This is a genomic window from Streptomyces sp. 4N509B (assembly GCF_052245655.1).
In the GTDB taxonomy this organism is placed as follows: domain Bacteria; phylum Actinomycetota; class Actinomycetes; order Streptomycetales; family Streptomycetaceae; genus Streptomyces.
Genome location: NZ_JBQQBZ010000002.1, coordinates 19079 through 36035 on the forward strand (window position 1 = coordinate 19079; position 16957 = coordinate 36035).

Annotated in this window: 12 protein-coding genes; 7 read left to right on the plus strand and 5 right to left on the minus strand. The window is 72.3% G+C overall.

Going from position 1 to position 16957, the window contains the following annotated elements; all coding sequences use genetic code 11:
• Positions 1 to 120: 120 nt before the first annotated feature.
• The 5 genes from ACTWP5_RS02210 to ACTWP5_RS02230 all read right to left on the minus strand — a co-directional run bounded on the left by ACTWP5_RS02210 (position 121) and on the right by ACTWP5_RS02230 (position 4054).
• Positions 121 to 861 (minus strand): ABC transporter ATP-binding protein, encoded by a 741-nt coding sequence (locus tag ACTWP5_RS02210; protein ID WP_443218949.1) that lies wholly within the window; start codon positions 859 to 861, stop codon positions 121 to 123.
• A gap of 102 nt (positions 862 to 963) precedes the next feature.
• Positions 964 to 1521: a hypothetical protein gene (locus ACTWP5_RS02215; protein ID WP_443218950.1), complete on the minus strand. Its 558-nt coding sequence runs from the start codon at positions 1519 to 1521 to the stop codon at positions 964 to 966.
• Positions 1522 to 1550: 29 nt separating this feature from the next.
• Positions 1551 to 2858, minus strand: a complete 1308-nt coding sequence (locus tag ACTWP5_RS02220; RefSeq protein ID WP_443218951.1) for a hypothetical protein — start codon at positions 2856 to 2858, stop codon at positions 1551 to 1553.
• Positions 2859 to 2937: 79 nt separating this feature from the next.
• Complete coding sequence (locus tag ACTWP5_RS02225; RefSeq protein WP_443218952.1) at positions 2938 to 3420, minus strand: hypothetical protein; 483 nt, start codon at positions 3418 to 3420, stop codon at positions 2938 to 2940.
• Positions 3421 to 3565: 145 nt separating this feature from the next.
• Entirely contained in the window at positions 3566 to 4054 is a 489-nt protein-coding gene (locus tag ACTWP5_RS02230) for a hypothetical protein (RefSeq protein WP_443218953.1), read from the minus strand.
• A 754-nt stretch (positions 4055 to 4808) separates the two neighbouring features.
• Here ACTWP5_RS02230 and ACTWP5_RS02235 point away from each other — a divergent pair.
• From ACTWP5_RS02235 to ACTWP5_RS02265, 7 genes are all read left to right on the plus strand, one after another.
• Positions 4809 to 6524 (plus strand): Cas10/Cmr2 second palm domain-containing protein, encoded by a 1716-nt coding sequence (locus tag ACTWP5_RS02235; protein WP_443218954.1) that lies wholly within the window; start codon positions 4809 to 4811, stop codon positions 6522 to 6524.
• On the plus strand, positions 6521 to 9067 hold the full coding sequence (locus tag ACTWP5_RS02240) for an RAMP superfamily CRISPR-associated protein (RefSeq protein ID WP_443218955.1): 2547 nt from the start codon (positions 6521 to 6523) through the stop codon (positions 9065 to 9067). The genes ACTWP5_RS02235 and ACTWP5_RS02240 overlap by 4 nt, the downstream gene beginning before the upstream one ends.
• Positions 9064 to 10773, plus strand: a complete 1710-nt coding sequence (locus tag ACTWP5_RS02245) for an RAMP superfamily CRISPR-associated protein (protein ID WP_443218956.1) — start codon at positions 9064 to 9066, stop codon at positions 10771 to 10773. The genes ACTWP5_RS02240 and ACTWP5_RS02245 overlap by 4 nt, the downstream gene beginning before the upstream one ends.
• Positions 10770 to 11402: a type III-D CRISPR-associated protein Csx19 gene (gene csx19, locus ACTWP5_RS02250; protein WP_443218957.1), complete on the plus strand. Its 633-nt coding sequence runs from the start codon at positions 10770 to 10772 to the stop codon at positions 11400 to 11402. Before ACTWP5_RS02245 ends, csx19 begins: the two co-directional genes overlap by 4 nt.
• Positions 11399 to 13672, plus strand: coding sequence for a TIGR03986 family type III CRISPR-associated RAMP protein (locus ACTWP5_RS02255; RefSeq protein ID WP_443218958.1), 2274 nt, complete (start codon positions 11399 to 11401; stop codon positions 13670 to 13672). Before csx19 ends, ACTWP5_RS02255 begins: the two co-directional genes overlap by 4 nt.
• A gap of 15 nt (positions 13673 to 13687) precedes the next feature.
• Entirely contained in the window at positions 13688 to 15970 is a 2283-nt protein-coding gene (locus ACTWP5_RS02260; RefSeq protein ID WP_443218959.1) for a hypothetical protein, read from the plus strand.
• Positions 15971 to 16102: 132 nt separating this feature from the next.
• Positions 16103 to 16882, plus strand: a complete 780-nt coding sequence (locus tag ACTWP5_RS02265) for a hypothetical protein (protein WP_443218960.1) — start codon at positions 16103 to 16105, stop codon at positions 16880 to 16882.
• The last annotated feature ends 75 nt before the right edge of the window (positions 16883 to 16957 follow it).

Consider the following 16957-nt stretch of genomic DNA (forward strand, 5'->3'; position numbering starts at 1 on the left):
TCGCGGCGGCTCGTTACCCACCCTTCGGCCGACCACCAGGCGGCATCCGCCAATGGACGGTCACCCATTCGGCTTCGCGTCGCTCCCGCCCATCTTCCGACCGCGCCCGCAAATGCGCTGTCAGAGCGGTGCACCCGTCTCGCTGAGACGCGTGTACGCGGCTTCCGCCTGGCGGCCGGGGGCGGTGTCCGACGGGGCGTGGGCGAGGAAGTCGGTCGTCGTGCCCGTGAAGACGAGGTGTCCGTCGTCGAGGACGGTGACGTGGTCGGACTCCTCGGCCAGGTCCGCCACGTCGTGGGTGGAGAGCAAGACCGTCACCTCGTCGGTGAGGGTGCGGAGGATGTCGCGGAAGACGCGGCGCTGGCGCGGGTCCATGCCGGCGGTGGGCTCGTCGAGCAGCAGGACGCGGGCGTCGTGGACGAGGGCGGAGGCGACCCCGACGCGCCGCAGTTGCCCGCCGGAGAGGCGGCTGGCCCTGGTGTCGGCCTGACCGGCGAGGTCGACGCGGCCCAGGGCCGTGGCGGCGGCGTCCCAGGCGTCGCGACGGTTCATTCCCTTGAGCCATCCCGTGTAGGCGACCTGTTCGCGGGCGGTGAGCGCCGTCATGGCGGTGATCTGCTGGGGCATGAACGCGACCGCGCGGCGGTAGGCGCGGGTGCCGGCCGGGACGCCGTCGAGGTTCACGGTGCCGCTGCGCGGCGCGGTGACGGAGGCCGCCAGGCGCAGCAGGGTGGACTTGCCGGCGCCGTTGGGCCCCAGGAGAACGGTCAGGCCGGCCGGGAGTGCGTAGTCCAGTCCGTCGAGGACCTTCCGTTCCCAGAGGCGGTAGGAGTACGTGCAGGCGGTGAGTTCGAGCGACATCGTTCCTCGTCGGGGTTCTGGTCGGGTCTGGTCAGGTCCTGGTCACGTCACGCCACGTCCGTCGGTTCAGGTCGCGTCGGCCCAGGCCGCGTCGGGGTCGCGTCACGGGGTCGCGGGTCGGCGACGGAAGAGCTGGAGAGTGAGACCGGCGGCGAGGGCGACGGCGGCCGCCACGCCGGCGAGCGGGTCGCCTGCCGGTTCGGGGAGGACGGCCCAGACGGCGTTGGAGGTGGGAGACATGCCGAGGAGGATGACGGCGAAGATCCACACCACGGGTGCCATCACGGCGGTCGAACCGACCACGGCTCGGACGCACAGCATCAGGCCCACGAGGAAGACGGCGTTGCGGCCGGCGGCCGGGGCGGCGCTGGAGTCGAGCAACACTCCCAGCAACGCGCCGATGCCACCCGCCGCGGCGACCGCCGCGAGGACGAGTCCGGCGTCGAGCAGCCGCACCGAGCGCACGCCGGAGTCCTCCGCCTCCGTGAGCCGGGACTCCAGGCAGGTCATCAACGCCGCACAGAGCGGCACCGGCGCCATCAGCACGAACAGCACGGGCCTGCTGGAGCTCGCCAGGAACGACGGCAGATCGACCACACGGTCCTGGAGCAGCACGAGGACCAGCATGAACAGCAGCAGGCCGCCGACCAGCACCGTCATGACCCGACGGGCCTTGCACCACCACCACATCAGCGGGCCCCGCGTTCACAGGCGCGACGGCGCTCCGCCTCGAACCACGCCGTCTGTTCGGCGGCGGGAAGCGACCGGACCTCGTCGACGCGGTCAACGGTCCGCCGGAGCTGGGCGTCGCCATCGACAAACTGCTGGACCTCGACGCGTTGCCACGCCAGGTACTGCTCCTGCGTCCCGGTGACGTGGGCCGCCCACAGCATGGCGTTGCGGCCGGCCTCGGGATCGGGTCGCGGGCAGGGGAAGTCGACGGCCTGGCCGAGCACGGTCATGCGGGTGGTGCCGTCGTGGTGGCTGCTGGTGAGCGGAAGCCACCAACTCTCGGCGGTCGATCGACGGCCGGCGCGGCCGGCGGCCACGCTGTCCGTGATGGTGGCGGGCGCGTCGACCGCGACGCCGGCGCCGGCCAGGCCTGTCAGTACCTCGGTGACCTCCTGTCTGACCTCCACCGGCGGCACTCCCTCGGCCTCGGGCAGGCACACCTCGGGAGCCTGCCCAACGCAGGCGAGCGTGAGGTGGCCGGTGGAGAGCGGCGGGGTGTGGCTCCAGTCCCTGGCCGTGGCGTACGCGCTGAGGCTGCCGGCGAGGATGACGCCGCCGCCGACGGCGGCCAGCGCGACCCGCACGGCGGCGGATCGCCGTGGCAACCAGAGCAGCACCGCCCCCGCCGCCAGGCCCCCGGCGAGCAGCAGGTGCGGCAGGAGGGAGCGCGCCGTGGGAAGCTCGCCGAACTCCAGCTCCACCGGGAACTGCCCCGAGATGTGCCTCAGCCAGAACGGCTTGTAGGACCAGGAGGCGGCCACGCAGTAGAACACCACCACGGCCAGGACGGGCGCCGCGATCAGCCGGGGAACCAGCGCGCCGACGCAGAACCCGACGACCAGGTGGGCGGCGGTCACGGCCATCGCCAGGAGCGGCAGGATCATGCTTCCGGGAGTCGGTGCGGTGGACTCCCGGACCAGTGCGGCCGCGACGGACAGCACGGGTATGGCCCACACGATCAGCAGCACCGGGAGGAGGGTGTGCGCCGCGACACGCGCCCGCGCCCGTGCCGGCGCCAGCCGCCACACGCCGTCACGTTTCAGCCTGCCGCCCTCCCAGGCACCCAGGCAGGCGGCGGCCGCGTAGGTCACGGCGTACAGACCGGACAACGCGTGGGAGGTGACGCTGGGTGCGTACTCCGGTCGCCCTTCCAGGGCGTCGAGACTCGGGATGATGTTGCCCGAGAAGTAGAACCAGACGAGTCCAAGGGCCAGCGGAGCCGTCCATAACGCGCTGCTCGCGCGAAGTCGTGTGAGGGGTCTCATCGAATTCCGGTCGTGTGGGTCCGAAGCCTGTGGGGGCGCCCGGTCAGGGGCGCCCCCACAGGCCTTCTGCTGCGATGGGTCAGTCTCCGAGCGTCGTGTCGACGGTGACGTGATCAACGCTCAGAGTACCAAGTGAACCGAGGCCGTTGATGCCGATGATCTCGAAGAAGTGGTTTCCTGAGGCGAGCCCTGTCCACTCTCCTCGACTAGTGCCGCCATCAAAACAAGCGGTGAAATTCTTTGAACCCCAGGATCTGTCAGGAAGGTTGTTGATGTCCTGGCGCAACTCGACGTCCGTGTGTCCGTCCGAAATCGGCGTGAAGTAGCTGTTGCACCCTCGGAATATGACTTCGGAGTAGTTGTTGTCCTCCCAGCGGCGGGACTGGAACCCTACTCGAGCACCTTCGATGTAACTCGTCCAGTTCCGGACACCTAAGCTGCTTCCCGTCTCCTGGGCGGAAGACGCTGCTGAAGCGACAGGGGTTCCTGCCAGACAGGACAGTGCAAGAACTCCACTCACGACGGCGATACGGGCTCTAACCCGGTACGTCGTTGAGGGCATGGCTAAATCCTCCCCTTTGCTCATAGCGACGGCCACGAATGCACTGTTCCCGCATGGAACGGCGACTGCGTGGCGATCAACAAGGAACTCCGTTGGCTAGCTCGCATAGATCACGAGCCAGCCAACGGCAGGCACGAGAGCGGTCTCAGTCCCCGAGAGTGGTGTCGACGTACACACGGTCGACGTCAAGTGCATAGTTGACAAGGTTATTAACCAAGTCGATCTGGAAGAAGTGGTCTCCGGAAGCCAGGCCAGTCCATTCCCCTCGGCTCGTGTTGGTTGAGCCGTTGAAACAGGCCGTGAACTCTTTCGTACCCCACGACCTGTCAGGCTGAAGTGAGATATCCTGGCGCAATTCCACGTCAGTGCTCTCGAAGCCGGGAAGTGGGTTGATGTAGTCCGTGTCGCAGCCAGTGAAGCGAACCTCGGAGTAGTTGTTATCCTCCCAGCGACGAGATTGGAACCCGGGATAAACTCCGCTCAGGTAACTATCCCAGTTGCGTACACCAATCTCCCCTGCGGAAACTTCTGCTGACGAAGCAGCAGCGGCGGGTGCAGCGCCCAGAAGGAATAAGGAGACGATTCCACTCACTGCTGCCACATGCGCTCTGAGAGATTGCGCTTTCAAAAACATACTCGAACGCTCCCCTTCGTTCGGATGTTGAAGACATGCGTACCCTAGCTTCACACCAAGGGTAGGTCAAGTCAAAGGCACCATGATTACTCCACAAAGAGGCCGGTGTTCTGCATCACACTTGCTCCTTCTCCACACGCCACACGACGAGGAGGTGTCCCAGACGCGTACAAAGCGGCCTTGAGGAGACTCCAGCATGGCTCGACATCGGTATGTGCCCCGGTACGGCGCACAGCATCTGGTGAGAGAAGAATTGGTCATCGATTCTTGAACAGAGATGGGGACTGACCGAGAAGGTACTGGACAAACGTCATCCTTCCCGTTTCTCCTGCCGTGCAACGCTGCGCGGCCGGCCGCCAGCCACCGCCTCGCCCCGCATGGATCGCGCCGCACTCGCCGTCTGCACGTGCCCCTGCGGAACGCCCGGCCCACGCCCACTGGTGACCGGCCCTGTCGACGACGGTTCGTCAAGGTAGGAAGCGAGAACCCTTCTTGACTCTGCGGCCACGGTGGACTAGAGCCGTGCGCCGATCCGCGTTCGTCCATCCGTCTTATGTGAAGGCAGAAGAACGGGATCGGAGGTTCCTTCCGTGGGGGCAACAGCACGACACCTCGATGGGTCCGGCTCGGACGGCGCGCCGCGGGCCGCCGCTCCCGTGCGGCAGCGGCATCGGCACCAGCACCGGCACCGACCCGCCCGACGCCCAGGGGCCGGCTCGTACCCCAGTCAGCCCCTCAGTGAGGGGAGTCGCTGATGCGGGTCTGGCTGGTTCGGGTCAGCACGTCGGGCAAGCAGCGGTTCATCTTCGGCTCGACGAAGCGCAAGGAGATCGTGGGCGCCTCCGACCTCATCACGCGTGTGGACGGGGAGTGGGTCGAGGAGGCGCTGCGCGGGCTCTTCGCCGGGTTCTCGCCGACGTGGCGGATCGAGGAGGCGGAGGCCGAGCTCGTCATGGCGGGGGCAGGGAGCGCGACCGTGCTGGTCAGGGACGCGGACCGGGCGAAGGAGCTGGTGACCGCCGTGACGCGGCGGGTCCTCCGGCAAGCCCCCGGCCTGGAGGTGTCCGGCGTCGTGTGCCCGTTCGAGTGGAACGGGGCGGGCGGGCCGGCCGGGGCAATCCGTGAGGCGCACCGCCTGGAGCCGGCCGTGCGGGCCACGTTGCCGCCGCAGGAGGCCCGTTTCCTGCGTCTCCCGATCGCGGAGGACTGCGTCGGGACGGGCCTGCCGGCCGTCGAGCTTCGCCGGTCCTCGCCGGCCTCGCGGGCGAAGCCGCGGTCGGCGGTCAGCCTGGCGAAGCGCGACGCCTACGAGGCGGCGCTTCGCCGCCTGTTCGGCGTGCTCACCGAGGGGGCGCGCGGCGGGTTCCGCAACGAGGTGGGCGCCATGGTCGAGTACCTCGGGGAGGGAACGGACTGGGTGGCCGTGGTGCACGCCGACGGCAACGGCCTCGGCGCCGTATTCAGCAATTTCGAGAGGCTCGTCGGCAACGGCAACGGCAACGGCAACGGCAACGGCGACAGCGACAGCGCCGACGCCCGGACGTACGTCGACGAACTGCGCGCCTTCTCCCAGAACCTCGACGCGTGCGCCCACGCGGCGTTCCGCGAAGCGGTCGCCCACGTCACGGCGATGCGCGTGCGTCGCCGCTTCGGCGGCCTGCCCGCCGTGCTGCCGCTGGTGTTGGGCGGCGACGACCTGACGGTGGTGTGCGACAGCGAGATCGCGTTGCCGTTCACGGAGCGGTACCTCCGGGCGTTCGCCGACCACACCGAGCGCCGCCTCGGCGACCGGTGGCTCTCCCGCCTGGACGGCCGCCGCAGGCTGGGCGCGGCGGCGGGCGTGGCGATCGTCAAGCGGCACTACCCCTTCCACTTCGCCTACGACCTGTCCGAACAGTTGATGGCGTCGGAGGCGAAGAAGGTCAAGGAGGAGCTCGGGCCGGAGCACTGCGCGCTCGCGTTCCACGTCCTCTACGAGAGCGCCGCGCCCGACCTGGGCCGGCTTCGGAGCAACGGCGGCCGGCGCCGCGACCGCGGGCTCGTCGCGCAGCCCTACGTCGTCGGCCCGGTGGACGGGAACGCGGCACAGCCGACCTGGGCGCAGGGGCGGCGCTGGGAGGACCTGGTGCGGCGGGTGAGGGCGTTGCGGCGGCGTGATCGGGAGTCGGGCGAGTTGCTGCTGTCCAGGAAGGACGTGCACGAGCTCCAGGAGGGGCTGTTCGTCGGACCGGAGACCGCCGCCGCCCGGCTGGAGCTGCTCACCCGCCGCTACTCCGGCGACGACGCCCGCGCCGCCGCGTTGAACCAGCTCACGCAGAGAGAGGAGAACGGCGGCGCGCGGCGCCTGGCCGGCCTGCTCGACGCGCGGCACGCCGACACGTTGCTCCCTGACACGCCCCCCTCCGACACGCCCCCCTCCGACACGTCCCCCGCCGCCACGTCCCCCGCCGCCACGGAGGCCCACGCATGACGCCGCAGCACCCAACGGACCCCGCCACGGCCCCGGCGACCGGCCGGCTTGGCCTGCGCCTGCACATGGTCAGCGACTGGCACGTCGGCACCGGCGGCGGCGACCACGGCCACGTCGACCGGCTCGTGCAGCGCGACCAGGACGGCCTGCCGCACGTCCCGGCGAAGACCCTCGTCGGCGTCTGGCGCGACGCCTGCGAGCTGGCCGCCAACGCCCTGGACGCCGGCCCGACCGGCGCCTGGCACGCGTGGGTCGCCGACCTGTTCGGCACGCAGGAGCAGCTCCGCCGCAGCCCCCGGCCGGCCGCGCCCCGCCCGGCACGCCTGGCGGTCGACGGCGCGCTGCGCGTGCCCGGCCGCGTCGGGGCGGTGCTGCGCGACCGTCCGCTGCTGCGCCAGGCCGTGACGTTCCGCAAGCCGGGCGTGGCCATCGATCCCCGGACCGGCGCGGCGGCCGAGGACCTGTTCCGCGTGGAGGAGATGGCGCGGGCGGGCACGGAGCTCGTCGGCACGGCCGAGCTCCGCGACGTCGACGACCTCGACGAGCGGCAGCGGCGGGCGGCGGTCGCGCTGCTGTGGTGCGGCGCCCGGCTCGTGGAGTCCATCGGCGGGCGGCGCCGGCGCGGCGCGGGTCGTTGCCGCCTGGAACTGGCGGGCGGCGACGACCTGCCGGAGCCCGACCTGGCCGTTCTGGAGACGACGCCCCCGAACCCGCCGCCCCACCGCGGCACGCACGTGGCCGCAACGGCGGCGCCCGAGGCGGGGCCCGGCTGGGAGCAGGCGACGCTCGTGCTGCGCACCCGCACGCCCGTCCTCGCCTACGCGCAGACGCAGGGCAACCTGGTGCGCGGCCGCGACCACCTGCCGGGCTGGGTGCTGTTGCCGAACGTCCTCGGCCGGCTCCGCGGCCGGGCCGCGGCGCTGGCGATCCGCGGCGACCTCGTCGTGACGGCGGCGACGCCCGGGCGGCCGGTGCCACGGGTGTTCACCACGGCCAAGGACGACCCGGCGGCCGTGCGCGCGAACACGCTGGCCGAGGCGCCGCCCGACGGCACGAAGGCCGCCCGCCGCGGCTACCTCGACGACACGGCCGCCGACGAGGCGTTGAGGCTACGGCTGCCCGAGATGGTGGTGCGGATGCACAACACGATCGAGGACGACGTGCAACGCCCGACCCGGGACATCGGCGGCGTCTTCATCTACTCCGCCCTGGCGCCCCGCCAGGAGTTCCGCGCCCAGGTGCGGGTGCGGACGGGCGTGCTGCCGGCCGGCTGGGCGCGTTCCCTCGCCGGCACGTGGCGGGTGGGCCGTTCGCAGAAGGACGACTACGGCCTGGTCGAGGTGACCGTCGCCGACACGGGACCGGTCCCGGTCGACGCAGCCAGCGGCGGCGAGCCGGGCGAGACGGTGCCCGAGGGCGGTCGCCTCCGCCTCTGGCTCCAGTCGGAGCTGCTGGTGCGCGACGCCAGGCTGCGCCCCAGCACGAACGGGCACGACGTGGCCCGCGCGCTCGAACGGGCCCTGGCGTCGGCCGGTGCCGACGGCGTCCGCCTCGAACCGGTCGGGAACGGGGAGGCGGCCGTGGGCGTGGGCCGGGTCGACAGTTGGCACCGGGGGTGGGGCCTGCCCCGCCCGACGTTGATGGGCCTCGCGGCCGGGAGCTGCCTGACGTTCCGCGTCGCGCGGGGCACCGTTCCGGTGGCGGCGCTGCGGGAGGTGGAGACGGCGGGCGTCGGGGAGCGCACGGCCGAGGGATTCGGGCAGGTGCTCGTCAACGACGCGTTGCTCTCCGAGCCGCTCGCGCACCGTTCGCTCGCCGACGGGTCGCCCTCGGACGGCACTGGCGACGGGTCGCCCTCCGACGGGACCCACGACAGGCCGGGCGACGGGCCGCAGCCGGAACCGGCGGCCACGGCGCCGACGCTGGCCCCCGCCGAGCCGGGGCACGACGAGGCCCGCGTCGTCGAACGCGCCGCCTGGCGGCACGCGATCCACGGCGCGGCGGAGAGCATCGCCGCCGACCGCGACCAGCGGTCGCGGATCATCCCCGACGGCCCGACGCCCACCCAGCTCAACGCCGTGCGCCGGCTGCTGCCCGAGCTCGACGACGAGCACGTGACGGACTGGCTCAAGCGCCTGCGGTGGCCCGAGGCGGACATCGGGCGCCTCGCGCCGCTGCTGACAGAACCCGACGAGGTGTGGGCGCGCCTCCGGCTGCCGGAGGAGGCGTTGACGGCGACCCGCGACGGCCGCACCGCCCTCCGCGAGGAGCTGCGCGGCGAGGCCGTCCGCGCCCTGCTCACCGCCTGCCTCGTCGCCCACGCCCGCGAGGCCGCCCTGCAACGCCCAACGGACCCCGCCCCAGAGCGGGACCTGGACCCGTCCCGTAACCGGAACGGCAACGGCGACCGCAGCCACAACCGCGGTAACGGTCGCGGCCGCGGCCGCAACAGACACCGGAATCCGAACGGACACCGCAACGGAAACCAGAACGGAAACCGGAACGGAAACCGCCCCGGCAACGGAAAGGAGCAGCGGTCGTGACGCCGCGCACCGGCCGCCCCATGACCTCCCGCATCCGCGTCAGGGGCTGGCTGCACACCGAGAGCCCGCTGCACGTCGGCGGCATCGGCCGGGACCCGGCCGAGTCGCTGCCGATCGCGGTCGACGGCCGAGGGCGGCTGTACGTGCCCGGCACCTCCCTCGCCGGCGCCCTCCGCGCCTGGATGCGCGGCGCCGCCACCCCCGACGGGCCGGGCTCTGACGCCCCCTCCCCCGACGCCCCCTCCCCCGACGGTCCCGACCTCAACGGCCTGTGGGGCTACGCCACCCCCGGCACCCGGGACGGTCACGCCAGCCGCGTCGTCGTCCACGACGCCCTCGTCGCGCGCAGCGACCGGCTCGACCTCCACGGCCTGCCCGCCGACCCGCTCCCCGCCAGCCGGTTGGAGGTCCGCACCTCCGTCGGCATCGACCGCGTCACCGGCACCGCCGCGTCGGAGATCCTCTCCTCCCGTTCCGTCGTCCCGCCGGGCCACTACGTCCGCTTCGAACTCGACGTCGAGTGTGGTGACGGGGACCGCGAGGCCCGGGACCGGGCTCGCGTGAAGGCACTGCTCGACGCGCTCGCCGCCCGCGAGATCCGCCTCGGCGCCGCCACGACCCGTGGTCTCGGCGCCGTCCGGCTGCTCGACGACCCGCTCGACATCCACGTCGACCGGTTCGACTCCCCCGGCGGCCTCCTCGCCGTCCTCCGCCAGGACCCCGCCCGCTCCCTCGCCCTCGCCGACCTCGCGGGGAAGCCCGATCTCCCACCCCGGCGGGAACGGGTAGAGGTGCGCGTCGCGTGGCGCCCTCTCGCGCCGGTGATGGTGGGCTCCGGGGTCGACGGGCTGAGCGTGGACACGTTGCCGCTGGTCACGCGCGTCGACGCCGGGCACGTGGCGCTCGTGTTGCCCGGCAGCACGATCAAGGGCGTGCTGCGTTCCCGCGCCGAGTACATCGAACGCACCGCGTGCGGGACACCCGAGCGGCGGCAACGGTCCGACGGCCCGGCACACGCCCACACCCACGCCCACGCCCACGCCCACAGCGCCGCGTTCCGCGCCCAACTTGACGAACTCGCCGTCACGACGGCGCTGTTCGGCGCCGCCCGCCGCGAACACCCCCGCCCGAAGGACAGCGGTGACGGCGGGGACGGCGAGGCGGGCGGCGGCGAGGCGGGCGCGTTGCGTGCCGAGGAGTGCCTGGCGAAGGACCCCATCCCGGCCGAACTGTGGCGGGCCACGACCGGCCTCCACGACGACCAGGCCGCCGACGGCGGCCGACCCCGCGCCCTCCCCGAGACGGTCCTCGACCGCCTGGCCGACCTGGGCCTCGAACCGGCCGACCACGTCGCGATCGACCGCTGGACCGGCGGCGCCGCCGACCACCTCCTCTTCCGCGTCCTGGAACCCCACGGCGTCGAGTGGAACCCGCTGCGCCTCAGCGTCGACCTCACCCACCTCGACCACGCTGCCCGGCGGCGCGACGCCGCCCTGGCGCTCCTGCTCCTCGTCCTCCGCGATCTCGAAGCCGGCCGGTTGCCCCTCGGGGCCGCCACCAACCGCGGCTTCGGCGACATCGCCGTCACGGACATCACCCTCACCGGGGGCCCGTGGCCGAACGCGACGAGCCTGCGCGACGCCCTCGCCACGCCCGAACTCGCCGCCGCCTGGCAGGCCCTCGTCCTCGAAGGAACCACCGCATGACGACCACCACGACCCTCCACGCCGCGGCCCACCCGAGGATCACCCTCGCCACGGCCCTCGCGGCCGGCGTCGACGCGTCGGCGTTGACCGGCGCCACGGCCCTCCTGACCGCGCCGTCCCGCTACCACGTCGCGCTCCTGACCGCCGACGGTTCCTGCCTCACACCCGCCAGCCCGGCCGACCCGGCCGGCCTTGCCCCGGTCGACCTGGCCCACGTCTACGAGGCCCGCGTCTTCACCCCCACCGTCGAACTCCGCTGGCTCGGCGAGGCCGGCGGCCCCGGCCGCGCCGTCGTCCTCACCGAGGACCCGTCCCTGCTCCCCCACGACTTCCCCGAGACCGACGGCCTCGCCCTCGACGCCGTCGACACCCTCGACGCCCACCACCTGCTGTGGGGCGAGGCGACGACCAGCCAGGACGACGACGGCTGGACCACCCTGTCCAGCGCCCGCGTCGGCACCCTCACCGTCCCCGTCCCCGTCCGCGCCGGCGCCCGCGCCCGCGTCGGGTCCCGCCAGTACGTCGCCGTCGAGCCGCACCACGGCAACGCCCACGTCGCCGAGGAACGCCTCACCCACCTGGAGCCCTACGACCCGTCCACGCCTCAGGAGGGTGACAACGCGTCATGAAGGAGCCGTTCCTCAACCCCTACAACTTCGTCCCCGCCTTCCCGCGCGACCGCCTCCCCGACGAGCTGCGGGACGCCCCACCCCCCGGCCACGACCGGCTGCCGCCCGCCCCCGACCGCTGGACGGGCCGCATCGGCGTCACCCTCACCGTCGAAACCCCGCTGCTGCTCCCGGACACCACCCGGGCGACCCCTCTCAACGAGGCCACCCCCGGCCACCTCGTCCACCCCGTCCGCACCCGCGCCGGCCGCCCGTACCTGGCCCCGACCAGCGTCAAGGGCATGCTGCGCTCCGCGTTCGAGATGATCACCAACTCCCGCATGGGCGTCTTCACCGGCCACGACGACCGCCTCGGCTTCCGGCAGCCTGCCGAGTCGGCCCTGAAGCTGGCGCCGGTCGTGCTCACCAAGGACCGCAAGGTCGTTCCCCTCGAAGCAGCGAAGCTGCCCAGCTACCCCCCAGCCGACGAGCCCGTCACCTACCCCGACGGCTCGCGGCCGCGACACCGGGACCCCGTCGTCGCGATCGTCAGCAACGACCGCGTGCTGCGCCTGGCCCGTCGCCACGAGGCCGCCGCCCTGAAGGGCCCGACCGGCGACCACGAGAAGCTCGTCACCGGCTTCCTCTACGTCACGGGCCGAAACATCAAGGGCAAGCAGAACGAGCGCCTCTTCTACAAAACCGACGACTCCGAGGAGCAACTGGAGCTCGACGAGGCCACCTGGAGGAAACTGACCGAGCAGTGGGAGGCGCTGATCAGGAACTACCGCGCCGCACACGACGAGGCCGACATCCTCCACCGGCAGAGGCCGGGAGGCGGAGAGGCCCACGCCTCGGAGTGGCTGGGCGACGAGCCGGGCCGGACCGCGTGGAGCCCTCACCTCCACGAGCACCACTACGGGACGAAGCAGGAGCAGTACCTGTCGTTCCCCCGGATGTGCTGGGCCCGGTACGAGGGCGGGCGGATCACCGCCCTCTACCCGGTCATGGTCTCCCGCGACGTGTACGACGTCGCGCCGAGCGACCTCCTCGACGCCTCACTCCACCCCGCCGAGGCGTTCGACCAGCTCTCGCCCGCCGACCGCGTCTTCGGCTGGGTCGCCCCCGGGGCCTCCGGGCGCCGCCCCGCCGCCTACCGGGGGCGGGTCCGCATCGGCCCGGTCACCTGCGACCAGGAGGCCGAGCAGGCCGTGCGCGCGTTCCCCGGAGACGGCCTGCCCCTGGCGATCCTCGGCCAGCCGAAGCCCCAGCAGGGCGGCTTCTACCTCTCGGAGAACAGGGCCCAGCCGGACAGGCCGGTCAGCGCCCCCGCGACTCCACCCACCCTGTACAAGAAGACCCAGGGGCTGCGCGGCCGGAAGACCTACCCGCACCACGCCGGCCTGCCCGACGGGTACTGGGACGAGCCGGGCGGCGGCGAGGACCCGACCCAGGTCCTGCTCGACGGCGGCCGCTACCGGGAGTTCCGCCGGCCCCGCGCCCGAGCGGCCACAGACAGCCGAAACGGATCCGGGGCCACGGCGGGCGAGGAGCAGCGCGACACCCAGAACCGTTCCATCCGTGGGTGGGTCGAACCCGGAACGACCTTCCGCCTCACCGTGGAGGTACGCGACCTCGACACCGTGGAACTCGGCACGCTCGCCTGGCTGCTGACACTCCCCGCAGGGCACTTCCACCGCCTTGGCCTCGGCAAGCCGCTCGGCTTCGGCAGCGTCCGCCTCGACGTGGACCCCGACGCCACCGAACTGGCCTCCGGCGAGCAGTGGGCCGCCCACTACCGCACCCTGACCAGCCCTCTCGCCACCACCGACGCCGCGCAGACCCTGACGACCGCCCGCGAGGCGTTCACGGCACTCGTCGAAAGCTCCCGCGAGCTCCGCACCGTCCGCGCGTCATTCCTCACCGCCGCGGCGGGCAACCCCGACGTTCCCATCCGCTACCCCCGGGTCCGCCCCGCCGACCAGCCGCCCGGTGTCCCCACCCCACCGGACCCGGACGGCAACAACTACGCGTGGTTCACGGAGAACCAGCGGGGCGGGAAGCACGGCGTCCGCCCGGGACGCGGCCAGTCACTTCCCCGCCTGGCCGCCGACGCACGGCCCCTGGAGAGCTACGTGGAGGAGATCGAGGACCGCGAGAAGAAGGACAGGACGGGAAGGGCACCGAAGGGCCAGCAGACGAACCGGCGGAAGAAGCAGCAGCGCGGCGGCCAGGCACGGCAGGATGGCCCGAAGCGTTCCGGCAACCATCCTCGTCCACCTCGGCGCTGAGAGGGACAGAAGTACGTGAAGGGCCAGACCCTCCTGATCCACGCCGTGGGCGGCGGCGACTGCGGCTTCGCCGCCGCCCCCAGCTTCACCGGCCAGCAGCCCGACTACGAGGGCGACCCGGCGGCCACCGGCAAGGACCGGCGGCCGTTACGCAAGCTCTTCGAGGGCCTCGCGCTTGCCAACGAGAAGGTCGAGGGCACAGCCCTCCTCGGCACCACCAACGAGCACCGCCCCGGCGACCGCCCGTTCATCGCCTACGCCCGCGAGATGGCCGACCACCTCACCGGCCCCGCCGGCCTGTGCGGCCGACGCCTGGAGCCCACCTGCGTCTCCACCGTCCCCGCCACCCACCCCACGATGGACGCCGCGAACCACGCCGTCACCCGCCTCCTGGCCGAGCTGCGGCCAGCGGCGTGCCTGGTCACCTGCGGCTCCGGCTCCTACTCCCTGAGCGTCGGCGCCCTCCTCGCCGTCATCGAGGCCGGCATCCCGGTGCGCCTCGTCCACATCGACCACGCCCACCAGCCCTACGAGATCGCGACCACCCGACACGGCCCGGACCACCTCACCACCTGGCTCGTCCGACACCGCTTCTGGGACGAGCTCGCCCAGCTCGACCCCGAACACCGCCTCACCTGGCAACTCCTCGCCGCCCGCCAACGCGCCGACTGCGGCCCCGCCAAGCGACTGGCCAACACCGCCACGAACCGCCCCACCGCATCGCCACCCCTCCCACCACGCAGCCACCTCACCAAACTGGCGGAGCAGTGGCCCGCCATCCAGGCCGCGTTCTTCGAACGCCTCGGCCGCGGCGAAGCCGTCGACAACTCCCTCCTCCGCGCCTGGCTCTGCCACCACCTCAGCAACCTCTACACCCGCGAACGCGGTACCCTCCGCGCCACCCAGCCCCGCAGCGTCATCGAGCCCCTCGAAAAGCTCGTCAGCGGCGCCTTCGAGGGCAGCGGCGCCAGCCTCCTCCGCAGCGCCTCCCGCGCCCTGTCCACCGGCACGACCGACAGCCCCGTCGTCCGAACCCTCCGCGACGAGCGGCTGCTGGACATGTACGAGGACGCCACCACCCACGCCGCCCACCTGCGCCCCAACCCCCACCGGCCGCTCCCGCACACCGTCGTCGAGGCGGCCGACCGGTTCGAACGCGGCGACATCGCCCGCAAACTCGTCGCCCAGACCGGCCACACCACCTGGCCGCTCCTCGGCAGCGGCGACGTCCTCGTCCTTCTCGTCGTGGACCTACCACGGGAGGGTGAGGACGGGAACCAGGGCGACCGCCACGCGCTGAAAACCGTCCTTGAACGCGCCCACCGCCAAGGCGACGGCCTGCTTCGCCGCGGCCGCATACGCCTGCGCCTCCTCGCCAGCCCCGAAACCACCGACCGAGCCCACACGCTCCTGACCTGGGCCCAGCCCTTCCTCGACGGTGTCGGCGCCGACGCCGCCGTCATCCCATCCCTCCCCGTGACCCCTGACGCGATCGACGAGCTACGACACCAGGTGGTCACCCACCTCCGCGCCGGCCCGGCCCCGACCGGCCTCACCGACTCCGGCGGCCTCCGGGACGTCGACGAGGTCCTCCTCGTCCTCAGCCCCGGCACGGCCGCAGCGAACTACGGCATGATCGCCGCCGGCATCGACTGGTCGTTGGAGGCCGCCTGCACCTTCACCATTACCGAACTGGCCCGGCCCCACGGACGCCCACCCGAACTCCACACCGGCCGGCCCACGCTCTGCCGCCTCGGCATCGACGGCGTCCTGGCCCGCCTGGCCGAAGCAGCCCTCCGCCGCCTCGATCTGCGCACGATGACCCGCCTCCTGTCCCTGGGCTCTACCAGACTCACCGACACGTTGCGCCACGCCCAAGCGTTCGCAGATCTCGCGATGGCGGACCCGGGCCAGAACGTGAGCCAGGAGTTCCGGAAGCGGCTGGCGCACGCCCGCCTCGCGCTCGTTGCCCATCTCCTCGGCGACCACGCCGAACTCGCCGCGTACATCGCGGTCGAGAGCGTCCGGCCCGCTCTCTTCACCTTCCGCGACTGGGCACAGCTCACCCGCTCACACGACGCGGCGCGTACCCTCGCCCGCATACGCGACGCCTCCCCGTACTGTCACCTTTTGGACCGGCGCCGCGCCGGACAGGGCGGCCGGCCACGCCGCCAGGCCGACGTGCGCGCCCTGCTCCGCGGCGTCATGTCCACACTGCCGGACTCGCAGGGTCAACTCATCGCCGAGTATCAGCGGTTAGCGTCCGAACTGCGTGCTCTCACCCCTTATACTGAGTGATCTCCGTGTCGGCAATCCATGCCGCGGAGGCGTTCAACGGCCCACTGCGGCTGGCGAGCATCGAGGCGCGTTCACGCCCTCCTGAGAAAGCCCGATCGTCGGGCAGCGACATCCCTCAGGAGTGGTGTGTCCGTGTACGTTTCCGATCTCGCCTCCACCGACCCCGCCGCGGCCTTCGTCCCCTTCAGCCGACTCTTCGCGCCCGCGCTGCGACGCGCCACGCGGTTGCCGCTGATCCGCGCCCGCCACCGGGCCACCCGCTGCGCCGGTCCCGCGCAGGGAAGCTGGTGCGCCGACTGCGAGAGCACCGTCGACGACCTGCTGCTCGCCTCCTACCACCGCTTCCGACGCGCCCTCGCGGGCGACGTTCCCCGGACGACGACAGGCGCGGCCGTGCGGGAACTCGAAGAGGTCGGAACCCACGTGCGCTCCACCGACGCACGCTACGAGAACATCACTCCTCTCATCCCCGCCCTCCTCAGGCCCCCACGTGCCGACGACCCCCGCTGGCTGCGAGCCGCCAGCGCCCAGCTCGTCCACTACCCGACGCGCCACCTGGAGGAGCGGGTACGCCGCGAGGACGCCGTCGCACGCGGCGGCTCAGCTCGCCCGGACCGCGACCTCCGCCAAGCCGTCTGGGCTTCCCCCCTGCGCTCCGACCGCCTCGCCCTCGAACTCCTCCTCGCCTACCTCGCCCGCATCCGCCGAGGCACCTCAACCCCCTTCACCACCCCACCCGAGCTCCTGACCCGCCTGTCCCTCGACACCCGCACGGCCAACCAGAAACTCACAACCGCCCTCTCGACCCTTCGCCTCATCCGCCCCGACTACTACACCGCCAACGTGACAGCCCAACTCGCCGCCACTCCCCTGCCCCTGCACCCGGACTCCGCAGAGCCTGACTGGCACTGAAGGAACGCAGCCACCGGAGATCGACACACCACGCTACTCAGAAGGCATCATGATGAGCGGGCTCCATTGCCATGG